9 protein-coding genes are annotated in these 11,569 nt (G+C 72.8%); 6 read left to right on the top strand and 3 right to left on the bottom strand.

Annotated features, from left to right (window positions below):
- The first annotated feature begins 397 nt into the window (after positions 1-397).
- The 6 genes from ACFRIC_RS22660 (at position 398) to ACFRIC_RS22635 (ending at position 8,596) form a co-directional block, all read left to right on the top strand.
- Complete coding sequence (locus ACFRIC_RS22660; protein ID WP_382788454.1) at positions 398-1,288, top strand: FAD binding domain-containing protein; 891 nt, start codon at positions 398-400, stop codon at positions 1,286-1,288.
- Complete coding sequence (locus ACFRIC_RS22655; RefSeq protein ID WP_382788452.1) at positions 1,288-1,890, top strand: (2Fe-2S)-binding protein; 603 nt, start codon at positions 1,288-1,290, stop codon at positions 1,888-1,890. The genes ACFRIC_RS22660 and ACFRIC_RS22655 overlap by 1 nt, the downstream gene beginning before the upstream one ends.
- 2 nt (positions 1,891-1,892) lie before the next feature.
- Complete coding sequence (locus ACFRIC_RS22650) at positions 1,893-4,280, top strand: xanthine dehydrogenase family protein molybdopterin-binding subunit (RefSeq protein ID WP_382788450.1); 2,388 nt, start codon at positions 1,893-1,895, stop codon at positions 4,278-4,280.
- A gap of 234 nt (positions 4,281-4,514) precedes the next feature.
- Positions 4,515-5,972 carry an NCS2 family permease gene (locus tag ACFRIC_RS22645; protein ID WP_382788448.1) on the top strand — a complete coding sequence of 486 codons (1,458 nt, stop codon included), beginning with the start codon at positions 4,515-4,517 and terminating at the stop codon, positions 5,970-5,972.
- Between the two features lie 43 nt (positions 5,973-6,015).
- Positions 6,016-7,170, top strand: coding sequence for an XdhC family protein (locus tag ACFRIC_RS22640; protein ID WP_382788446.1), 1,155 nt, complete (start codon positions 6,016-6,018; stop codon positions 7,168-7,170).
- Positions 7,171-7,420: 250 nt separating this feature from the next.
- Positions 7,421-8,596 (top strand): glycoside hydrolase family 6 protein, encoded by a 1,176-nt coding sequence (locus ACFRIC_RS22635; RefSeq protein ID WP_382788444.1) that lies wholly within the window; start codon positions 7,421-7,423, stop codon positions 8,594-8,596.
- Positions 8,597-8,638: 42 nt separating this feature from the next.
- On the opposite strand, the gene ACFRIC_RS22630 is transcribed toward ACFRIC_RS22635, so the two are convergent.
- From ACFRIC_RS22630 to ACFRIC_RS22620, 3 genes are all read right to left on the bottom strand, one after another.
- Complete coding sequence (locus tag ACFRIC_RS22630; RefSeq protein ID WP_382788442.1) at positions 8,639-9,079, bottom strand: SRPBCC family protein; 441 nt, start codon at positions 9,077-9,079, stop codon at positions 8,639-8,641.
- 316 nt (positions 9,080-9,395) lie between these two features.
- A complete protein-coding gene (locus ACFRIC_RS22625) occupies positions 9,396-10,763 on the bottom strand; it encodes a diacylglycerol/lipid kinase family protein (protein ID WP_382788440.1) in 1,368 nt (455 codons plus the stop codon).
- A gap of 300 nt (positions 10,764-11,063) precedes the next feature.
- The gene (locus tag ACFRIC_RS22620) at positions 11,064-11,558 is read right to left on the bottom strand and encodes a winged helix-turn-helix transcriptional regulator (RefSeq protein WP_382788438.1); all 495 of its coding nucleotides are present in this window, start codon (positions 11,556-11,558) and stop codon (positions 11,064-11,066) included.
- Positions 11,559-11,569 lie beyond the last annotated feature (11 nt).

Here is an 11,569-nt window from a genome sequence, read left to right as displayed (position 1 = left end):
GAGGCCCTTCGGCGTCCCGGGCTCCGCGGAGCGGTCCGCGGGGTTCCGGTCACCGGTGGTACCGGTCCCGGGGCCTCGGGTTCCATCGGGCCGCGTCCCCGTTTCCACCCGGGGCCGTGTCCCTGCTTCCAGAGGACCGGCCGACTGTTTCCAGAGGGCTGTGCCGACTGTTTCCAGAGGAAAGCGAAGAGGTTGCCGATGGCCTCGGTTCATACGAATCTACAAGATGCGCGCGCTGGCCAGCGAACTCCTTCATGGTTTCGGTGACTGACCCCGGTGCCGGAGTCCGCTGTCTACTGACCCCACTCCGCTGTTGAGACCTCTTGAACGAGCCGAGGACGCCGCACCCGATCTGGCTTGATCAGAACGCCCACGACACGAATGAAGAGAGCCACTCATGGACTTCCTTCGCCCCGCCAGTTGGGAGGAGGCGCTCGCCGCGAAGGCCGAGCACCCCACCGCTGTGCCGATTGCGGGTGGCACCGATGTGATGGTCGAGATCAACTTCGATCACCGCAGGCCCGAGTACCTGCTCGACCTGAACCGCATCGGGGAGCTGAGCGAGTGGGAGGCCGGCGAGAAGAGCGTGCGCCTGGGTGCCTCCGTCCCGTACACCCGGATCATGGAGCACCTGCGCCGTGAGCTTCCCGGGCTCGCACTCGCCTCCCACACGGTGGCCTCCCCGCAGATCCGCAACCGCGGCGGCGTCGGCGGCAACCTCGGCACCGCCTCCCCGGCCGGCGACGCCCATCCCGCCCTCCTCGCGGCGGGTGCCGAGGTCGAGGCCGAGTCGGTGCGCGGTTCGCGGATGATCCCGATCGACGACTTCTACACCGGCGTGAAGCGCAACGCGCTCGCGCCCGACGAGCTGATCCGCGCCGTCCACGTCAAGAACGCGGACGGACCGCAGCAGTACTCCAAGGTCGGCACCCGCAACGCCATGGTGATCGCGGTGTGCGCCTTCGGCCTCGCCCTGCACCCCGAGACCCGTACGGTCCGCACCGGCATCGGCTCGGCCGCGCCGACCCCGGTCCGCGCGAGGACCGCCGAGGAGTTCCTGAACGCGGCGCTCGAGGAGGGCGGCTTCTGGGACAACGGGAAGATCATCACCCCCTCGGTGGCCAAGCAGTTCGCCGCGCTGTGCTCCGCCGCCTGCAATCCGATCGACGACGTCCGCGGCACGGCGAGCTACCGCCGCCACGCGGTCGGCGTCATGGCCCGTCGCACCCTGACCTGGACCTGGGAGTCCTACCGCGGCACCGCCGCCCGTACGGAGGGAGTCGCGTAATGCGTGTCAGCTTCACGGTCAACGGCCGCAGGCAGGAGGCGGACGACGTCTGGGAGGGCGAGAGCCTCCTGTACGTCCTGCGCGAGCGGCTCGGCCTGCCCGGCTCCAAGAACGCCTGCGAGCAGGGCGAGTGCGGCTCCTGCACCGTCCGCCTCGACGGTGTGCCCGTGTGTTCCTGTCTGGTCGCGGCCGGCCAGGTCGAGGGCCGCGAGGTCGTCACCGTCGAGGGACTGGCCGACTTCGCCCAGCAGCGCACGGAACACGCCGGTTGTGCGGCGGGTGCGTGCAACGCGGGCGAGCCCGCGGGCGTTTCGCTCGACGAGGCCCACCGCTGGGCGGCCAAGGGGCAGGACTCGCAGACCGGCGAGGGCACCGAACTCTCGCCCGTGCAGCAGGCGTTCATCGACGCCGGAGCCGTCCAGTGCGGCTTCTGCACCCCGGGTCTGCTGATCGCGGCGGACGAGATGCTGGAGCGCACCCCGAACCCGAGCGACGCGGACATCCGCGAGGCGCTCTCGGGCAACCTGTGCCGCTGCACCGGCTACGAGAAGATCATGGACGCGGTCCGCCTCGCGGCCGCCCGGCAGTCCGAGGCGGTCTGATCATGGGAACCACCGGCACACCGACGAACCTCACCCAGGGCTCCCGCACCAAGGGCGGCATCGGCGAGTCCACCCTCCGCCCCGACGGCACCCTCAAGGTCACCGGCGAGTTCGCGTACTCCTCCGACATGTGGCACGAGGACATGCTGTGGGGCCAGATCCTGCGCTCCACGGTCGCCCACGCCGAGATCGTCTCCATCGACACGGGCGAGGCCCTCGCCACCCCCGGCGTGTACGCCGTCATGACGTACGACGACCTGCCCACCGAGGTGAGGAACTACGGCCTGGAGATCCAGGACACCCCGGTGCTCGCGCACGGCAAGGTACGCCACCACGGCGAGCCGGTCGCCATCGTGGCCGCCGACCACCCCGAGACCGCCCGCCGCGCCGCCGCCAAGATCAAGGTGGAGTACCGCGAGCTGCCGGTGATCACCGACGAGGCGTCCGCGACCGCGCCCGACGCGGTCCTCGTCCACGAGGGCCGCACCGACCACCACATCGGCCACGTCCCGCACCCCAACATCGTGCACCGCCAGCCGATCGTCCGCGGCGATGCCGAACGGGCCGCGGCCGGGGCCGACTTCGTCGTCCGGGGCGAGTACACCTTCGGCATGCAGGACCAGGCCTTCCTCGGGCCCGAGTCCGGCCTCGCCGTGCCCTGCGAGGACGGCGGGGTCGAGCTCTACATCGCCACCCAGTGGCTGCACTCCGATCTGCGCCAGATCGCCCCGGTGCTCGGCCTGCCCGAGGACAAGGTCCGCATGACCCTCTCCGGGGTCGGCGGCGCCTTCGGCGGCCGCGAGGACCTGTCGATGCAGATCCACGCCTGCCTGCTGGCCCTGCGCACCGGCAAGCCCGTCAAGATCGTCTACAACCGCTTCGAGTCCTTCTTCGGGCACGTCCACCGCCACCCCGCCAAGCTCTTCTACGAGCACGGGGCGACCAAGGACGGCAGGCTGACCCACGTGAAGGCGCGGATCGTCCTCGACGGCGGCGCGTACGCCTCGGCCTCCCCGGCGGTCGTCGGCAACGCCTCCTCGCTCGGCGTCGGCCCCTACGTGGTCGACGACGTCGACATCGAGGCCATCGCGCTCTACACCAACAACCCGCCCTGCGGCGCCATGCGCGGCTTCGGCGCGGTCCAGGCGTGCTTCGCCTACGAGGCGCAGATGGACAAGCTCGCCGACGAGCTCGGCATGGACCGGGTCGCGTTCCGTCAGCTCAACGCGATGGAGCAGGGCTCGCTCCTGCCGACCGGGCAGCGCGTCGACTCCCCGGCCCCGGTCGCCGAACTCCTGCGCCGCGTCAAGGCGATGCCCCTGCCGCCCGAGCGGCAGTGGCTGTCCGCGGGTGAGGACGCGGACGTACGGCAGTTGCCCGGCGGCCTGTCCAACACCACGCACGGCGAGAGCGTCGTCCGCGGGATCGGCTACGCCGTCGGCATCAAGAACGTCGGCTTCTCCGAGGGCTTCGACGACTACTCGACCGCCCGCGTCCGCATGGAGGTCGTCGGCGGCGTGCCGGTCGCCACCGTGCACACCGCCATGGCGGAGGTCGGCCAGGGCGGCGTCACCGTCCACGCGCAGATCGCCCGCACCGAGCTGGGCGTCGCCCAGGTGACCATCCAGCCGGCCGACACCCGCGTGGGCAGCGCCGGTTCGACGTCCGCCTCCCGTCAGACGTACGTGACCGGCGGCGCCGTCAAGAACTCCTGCGAGCTGGTCCGCGAGAAGGTCCTGGAGATCGGCCGCCGCAAGTTCGGCACGTACCACCCCGCCTGGGCCACGGCCGAACTCCTCCTGGAGGGCGGCAAGGTCGTCACCGACGGCGGCGAGGTCCTCGCCGATCTCGCCGACGTGCTGGAGGACGAGGCCGTCGAGGTCGAGGCCGAGTGGCGGCACCGCCCCACCGAACCCTTCGACCTGCGCACCGGGCAGGGCGACGGCCATGTCCAGTACTCCTTCGCCGCGCACCGCGCCGTCGTCGAGGTGGACACCGAACTCGGGCTGGTCAAGGTCGTCGAACTGGCCTGCGCCCAGGATGTCGGCAAGGCGCTCAACCCGCTGTCCGTCATCGGCCAGATCCAGGGTGGCACCACCCAGGGCCTGGGCATCGCGGTCATGGAGGAGATCATCGTCGACCCGAAGACCGCGAAGGTGCGCAACCCCTCCTTCACGGACTATCTGATCCCCACGATCCTCGACACACCGACCATCCCCGTCGATGTGCTCGAACTCGCCGACGACCACGCCCCCTACGGGCTCCGTGGCATCGGCGAGGCCCCGACCCTGTCGTCCACCCCGGCCGTCCTCGCGGCGATCCGGAACGCGACGGGTCTGCGGCTCGACCGGACGCCGGTACGCCCCGAACACCTCACCGGGACCGCGTAGGCGCCGGGCAGTCCCCTCCGGGCGGCACCGGGAACGTCACAGGCCGCCGCGCCGCCCGGAGGCAAGTACGGCAACGGAGTTCCGCTCGTTCCTCTCGTTTCCCACGTTCGTCTCGGGCCGTCCCCCGGGTCGTGCGGCCGAAGCACCTTCCCAAATCCCGCAACCGCACCAGCGGTTGACCAGCCGTCAGGACGGCTGTCCGGGTGCCCCTTTGAACCTTGGGAGCAGGCCCACATGACCCAGCAGTCACTGGAGCCGAAGACCACCGCGCAGGACGCGGGCGCGGGCAGCCGCGTCCCGGCGGGACGGTCTTGGCTCGACCGGTACTTCCACATCTCCCGGCGGGAGAGCTCGATCGCGCGCGAGGTGCGCGGCGGCGTCACCACCTTCATGGCGATGGCGTACATCCTGCTGCTCAACCCCCTCATCCTGTCCGGCAAGGACGTGGCGGGGGACGTGCTCGGGCAGAAGGCCCTGATCACCGCGACCGCGTTCGCGGCGGCCTTCACCACCCTTCTCATGGGCTTCGTCGGCAAGGTGCCGCTCGCCCTCGCCGCCGGGCTCTCGGTGTCCGGGGTGCTCTCCTCGCAGGTCGTCCCGCAGATGACCTGGCCGCAGGCCATGGGCATGTGCGTGATGTACGGCGTGGTCATCATGCTCCTGGTCGTCACCGGGCTGCGCGAGATGATCATGAACGCGATCCCGCTGGCGCTCAAGCACGCCATCACCATGGGCATCGGCCTGTTCATCGCGCTGATCGGCCTGGTCAAGGCCGGTTTCGTGCACCAGGGCAAGGCCACCCCCCTCACCCTCGGCCCCACCGGTGAACTCGCCGGCTGGCCGGTGCTGCTCTTCGCCGCGACCCTGCTGCTGATCTTCGCGCTCCAGGCGCGGGGGGTCCCCGGCGCGATCCTCATCGGCATCGTCTCCGGCACGGTCGTGTCCGTCCTCCTCGACGTGACCGGCGTCATCGCCCCCGGACAGTGGGCCGGAGGCGCCCCCGAACTGCACGGCAGCGCCGTCTCGATGCCCGACTTCTCGCTCTTCGGCCAGGTCGAGTTCGGCGGCTGGAGCCAGGTCGGAGCCATGACGGTCGGCATGATCGTCTTCACCCTGGTGCTCGCCGGGTTCTTCGACGCGATGGCCACGATCATCGGTGTCGGCACCGAGGCCGGACTGGCCGACGACCGCGGCCGGATGCCCGGCCTGTCGAAGGCGCTGTTCATCGACGGCGCGGGCGGAGCGGTCGGCGGAGTGGCCGGAGCCTCCGGGCAGACGGTCTTCGTCGAGTCCGCCACCGGCGTCGGTGAAGGCGCCCGCACCGGCCTGTCCTCCGTCGTCACCGGCCTCCTCTTCGCCGCCTGCCTGTTCTTCACCCCGCTCACGGCGATCGTCCCGGGCGAGATCGCGGCGGCGGCCCTGGTGGTCATCGGCGCCATGATGATGACGAACGCGCGCCACGTCGACTGGGCCGACCGCGCCACCGCGGTCCCCGTCTTCCTGACGGTCGTGATCATGCCGTTCACCTACTCGATCACCGCGGGCGTGGCGGCCGGTGTGATCAGTTACGTCGCCATCAAGACCGCCCAGGGCAAGGTCCGGGAGATCGGGGCCTTCATGTGGGGTCTGACGGCGGTCTTCTTCGTCTACTTCGCGCTCCACCCGATCGAGGGCTGGCTGGGCGTCCGCTGACGCCGAGCCCCTTCCACGCAACCGCCGTCAAGGAGACCGAGACATGCTGGACATCGCCGAAGAACTGCACCGGTGGGTCGAGCAGGGCCGCGACTTCGCCGTCGCCACCGTGGTGGCGGTCGGCGGCAGCGCGCCCCGCCGGCCCGGCGCCGCGCTCGCCGTCGACAGCGAGGGCACCGCGATCGGCTCGGTCTCCGGCGGCTGCGTGGAGGGAGCGGTCTACGACCTGTGCACGCAGGCGCTGGAGGACGGCGAGACCGTCCTCGAACGCTTCGGCTACAGCGACGACGACGCCTTCGCGGTCGGCCTGACCTGCGGCGGCGTCATCGACATCCTCGTCACCCCGGTCCGTGCGCGGGACACCGCCCGACGGGAGGTGCTCGCGACGGCCCTGGCCGCCGCGGCCGGTGGGGAGACGGCGGCGCTGGCCCGCGTCGTGAGCGGGCCCGCCGACCTTCTGGGCCGCGCCCTCCTCGTACGCCCCGACGGCTCCCACGAGGGCGGCTTCGGCGCCCATCCCGGACTCGACCGTACGGTGGCGGGCGAGGCGGCGGCCCTGCTGGACGCCGGCCGCACCGCCACGGTGGAGATCGGAGAGCAGGGCTCTCGTTGCGGAGCGCCGCTCACGGTCCTCGTGGAGTCCTCGGTCCCGCCCCCGCGCATGATCGTCTTCGGCGCCATCGACTTCGCCTCGGCGCTGGTCCGGGTGGGCAAGTTCCTCGGCCACCGCGTCACGGTCTGCGACGCCCGCCCGGTCTTCGCGACTGCGGCCCGCTTCCCCGAGGCGGACGAGATCGTCGTGGAATGGCCCCACCGCTATCTGGAGCGCACGGAGGTCGACTCCCGGACCGTCCTGTGCGTCCTCACGCACGACGCCAAGTTCGACGTCCCGCTGCTCCGGCTCGCGCTGCGGCTCCCCGTGGCGTACGTCGGTGCCATGGGCTCGCGCCGCACCCACCTGGAGCGCAACGAACGGCTGCGCGAGGTGGGCGTCACCGAGATGGAACTGGCCCGCCTCAGGTCGCCGATCGGCCTCGACCTCGGGGCGCGGACCCCCGAGGAGACCGCCCTGTCGATCGCCGCGGAGATCGTGGCCGAGCGGCGCGGCGGAAGCGGGGTCTCCCTCACCGGGGCGCACACCCCCATCCATCACGACGCGCCCGCGGTCCCGGTGCGGCGGATCGGCTCGGTGGCCTGAGGAAGGGCTCCCGCCCGGGCCGCGCCTCAGGCCGTGGGCCCGGCCCACGGTGCCTCGCGCCATGGGGTCGGCCCACGCTGCCTCACGCCGTGGGGCCGGCCCCACGGGCCGTTCCGCGGATTTCGGGCGGGTTCTTCCGTGCTCCGTATTTTTGTGCCCCGTATTGACGCACGGCCGCCTCTCGGCGAACCTCCTGTGGGAGCGCTCCCGCAAGTCCCTCGTGACCGTTGCGACCCCGGAGTGAACCTGTATGAGACGACGCACGCCCATCTGGCTCGCCGCCCTGTCCGTCGGTCTGGCCGCCCTCTTCGCCGCGCCCCCGGCGCAGGCCGCGCAGCCCGCAGGCCGCGGACCGTCGCTGTACGTCCCCGACGCCAACCCGGCGGCCTATCAGCAGGCCCTCGGCCTCGCCCGGGCCGGCCGGCTCCGCGACGCGGCGGGCATCCTCGCGATGGTGAACACCCCGCAGGCCGTGTGGTTCGGCGACCAGACACCGGCCGAGGTCGAGAAGGACGTCCGCGCGGTGGTGCGCGACGCGGACCGCCACGGCGCGATCCCGGCGCTGGTGCTGTACGACATTCCCGGCCGGGACTGCTCCAACTACTCGGCGGGCGGCGCCGCGAACACCGCGGAGTACCAGGCCTGGATCGACGCGGTGGCCCGTGGGATCGGGCGCGGTGACGCGATCGTCACCCTCGAACCCGACGCCCTGGCCCTGCTGCCCTCCGACTGCGGCCAGGACGACGCGCAGGGCACGAAGACGGCCGCGCGCTACACCGAGGTCAACTACGCGGTCGACGCGCTGGAGCCGCTGCGCGGCACGAAGGTGTACCTCGACACCGGGCATCCGGGCTGGCACTCCGTCAACGACATCGTGCCGCGCCTGGTCCGGGGCGGGGTGGCCCGGGCCTCCGGCTTCTACACCAACGCCTCGAACTACCAGACCGACGACGCCAACTCCTGGTACGGCAAGCTCATCTCGTCCTGTCTGGCCTACGCCGACGGCGGTGGCGACGCCGCCGAGTGCCCCAACCAGTACTGGCCGCGCGCCGACGCCCAGACATGGATCGACGCGCACGTGACGACCCCGCCGTCCCGGATGAAGCACTTCGTCACGGACTCCAGCCGCAACGGGCAGGGCACCTGGACCCCGCCGGCCGGCAAGTACTCCGACGCGCAGGACTGGTGCAACCCGCCCGGCCGCGGCCTCGGCGCCCGCCCCACGCTGCGCACCGGCGATCCGCTCCAGGACGCCCGCCTGTGGATCAAGACACCCGGCGAGTCGGACGGCCTCTGCCTGCGCGGGACCGCGGGCCCCGAGGACCCCGAACGCGGCATAGTCGACCCGAAGGCGGGCGACTGGTTCCCCCAACAGGCACTGGAACTGGTCCAGTCGGCCGAACCGCCACTGCTGCCCGGAAAGTGAAGGACGCGGGCCCCGGTCGTCGCTCGGGCGTACGGCCGGGGCTCAGCCCCGGTCCAGCAACCCGTCCACCGCCCGCCCGAACATCCACCGTGCCGACCCGCCCAGCGGCCGGTCGGCGAAGCCGGGGAGTCCGCGTACGCGCAGGTCCTCGCGCCAGACCACCCGTGAACCGCCGCCGTCCGCCGGGTGCACCTCGAACTCGGCCCAGCCCGTGACGAACGTGCCGCGCTTGACCAGGCGGCACGTTCCCGGACCCTCGCCGTCCGGCGGACTCCACGCGACGACCTCCATCGGGTCGTCGAACGCGAGCGGCCCCAGTCCCGACCGCGCGACGAAGACCGTGCCCTGCCGCGTCGGCGCCGGTGTGCGCACGGTGACCCGGGTCAGCGGGACGACGTCGGCGTGCCGGGGCCAGTCGGTCAGCCGCCGCCAGCTCTCGGCGACCGGGTGCCGGGACACGCGTTCCAGGACGAAGAGGACCACGGGACGATCGTAGGCGCCGGAAGGGCCGTGGACCGGACGTGCACTCCCGGGCGTCCGGGGTGTTGGCCGACGAGGCCCCCGGAGCCGAACACCCCGGTGGCCCGGCGCCCCCGCGCCCTGGCGGCCCGGCGCCCCTGGTGGCCCGGCGCCCCTGGTGGCCCGGCGCCCCCGCGTCGCAGGGGCCCGGCGATCCGGCACCGTCAACGGCTTCGGCCGGGTCGCCCCCGGCAAGGTCAACGGCTCCGGTCCGCCCGTCCCGGGCAAGGTCGACGGCTCCGGTGCCCCCGCCACGGTCCCCGCCAACGCCTCCGGCCGGTCAGCGGCTGTCGTCCTGCTGCCCCGGTCCGTGGCCCGGGCGGTGTACGCCGGCCGTGCGGCCCACCAGCAGGGCCATGGCCATCAGCCGGCGCCAGTCCAGGGTGGGCTGGACCGCGGGGACGCCCGGGCGCTTCCTGGGGACGCGGACGCGCAGCGCGCCCGGTTCGACACGGCAGCGGACCGGGGTGGGCAGGACCATGGCCTCACCGTCGATGCCCGCCTCCAGCTCGGCGCCGTCGGCGGTCACGACCACCTCGCGCGCGGTGAAGACCGACAGGCCGTGCGGTGCGGGGGCGAGCAGCAGGGCCGCGGCCTCGACCGCGCTGTCCACCTTGACGCCGAGGACCCCGAGCAGCCCCGAGTCCAGCCGCTCGCGCCGGCCCAGACCCGCCGGGTCGTTCGTGCGGTAGGGGTTGTTGCTCACCAGCACGGCCTGCGGCGCCTCCAGTGTCGTACCGGCGGCGTGGGCGGTCAGCTCGGGCCCGCGCTGGCGGGTGAGGAGGTCCGGCAGGAGCTCCAGGATCGTGCCGATCTTGTCGTCCCGGTACGCGGGATCCTGGACGACCGCCGCGTACGCCCCGAACGAGGCGTTGTTGACGAACGGGTGCTCTCCGGCGAAGCCGAGGTCCACCCGCAGTTCGACCCCGTCCTTCAGCGCGTCCAGGCAGGTGCTGGGGTCGTCGCGGTCGAGACCGAGGTCCATGGCGAAGTGGTTGCGGGTGCCGGCCGAGACGACGAGGAAGGGCAGACCGTGTTCGGCGGCGACTGCCGCGACGAGCGCCTGCGTCCCGTCGCCGCCCGCCACGCCCAGCAGGTCCGCCCCCTCCGCGACCGCCTGCCGGGCCAGAACGGTGACGTCCTGGTGCCGCTCCGGGTCCAGGAGCACGACCCGGGCGCCGAGCCGTTCGGCCTTCTCGACGAGGCCGAACCGCTCGACCTTGCCGCCCCCCGACCGGGGATTCATGATGACGACCGGCCGCCGCGGCGGCGGAGTGCGGTGCTCCTTCATGGCCCGGACCCGGCCACGGGCGCTGCGCAGCGCGTAGCGGCCGCACCACACGGCGACGATCCACAGCACGGGGGACAGCAGCAGGGTCCACAGGAGCGTGATCGCGAGGACCACGACGACGGCGAGCGGCAGCACGACGGCGAGCAGACCCGCGATCCAGCGCACCGGGCCGCGCCGGGTCAGCGCCCACCACAGCGCCGCGGCGGCGACGGCCATGGCGGCCAGAGCGGCGAGCAGGAGCAGGAAGCCGCGCACGCCCCCGAAGGCGAGCGGGAGTGCCACGGCGAGCGCCGCCGCCGCGAGCGAGGCTCTCGCCGCCCATCGTTCGCGGGCCGGTGGCCCCGTCTGCGTGCTCATCGTTCCTCCACCGGTCGGTCCGTCCGGCACCGCGGCCGCCGTCCGAGGGGGCGCCGCCTCACGCCGGTCACGCGAAACCGGATGCCCGCGCGGCGGACGTCCATGTCCGACGTGCCGGGCCGGCCCTCATGAGGTCACGCTGCCACGAGCCGGGCCCCGGCACCACGAGGCGGCCTGTGTCCCGCCCCGGTTTCGCGCCGAGGACCCCATCGGTTCCCGGCCCGAAGGCGGCCGGGGGGCCTCACCCGCCGGACGTGGGCCGGGCGGCGGTGACGAGGCCGCCGTAGAGGTGTTCCCCGGTCACCCTCCGGAAGCCGGGCGGGCGGGCGGCTCGGGCAGCCGGGCCGACGGGCCCGGGCGGGTCCGGGCCTCCGGCGGGATCAGCGTGCCGTGTCCGGCCCCGCACACGACCGCCGCGCGCACCTGCTCGCCGCACTCCGCGTGCACGACCTCCAGCGGCGGCCCCTCGGGATCCGCCGTGTAGCGGTCACCCCACTGCTTGAGGGCGATCATGGCGGGCCACAGGTCCCAGCCCTTGCGGGTGAGCCGGTACTCGTTACGGGTGCGGCTGCCGGGCTCGCTGTACGGCACGGTGTCCAGGATCCCGGCCGCGACCAGCTTCCGCAGCCGGTCCGCGAGCACGCTCTCGGAGAGCCCGACGTGGCGCCGGAAGTCGTCGAAGCGCCGTACGCCGTTCATCGCGTCCCGCAGGACCAGCATCGACCACTTCTCGCCGACCAGGTCGAGCGTCCGCTGGACCGTGCAGTTCTCGGTGCTGGTGTCGAGCCACGTCATGGGCCCCATCG

Source organism: Streptomyces sp. NPDC056738 (genome assembly GCF_042790435.1).
Taxonomy (GTDB): Bacteria; Actinomycetota; Actinomycetes; order Streptomycetales; family Streptomycetaceae; genus Streptomyces.
Note: the sequence above shows the minus strand (reverse complement) of the source record. Positions and strands in the feature narration are given on the sequence as shown.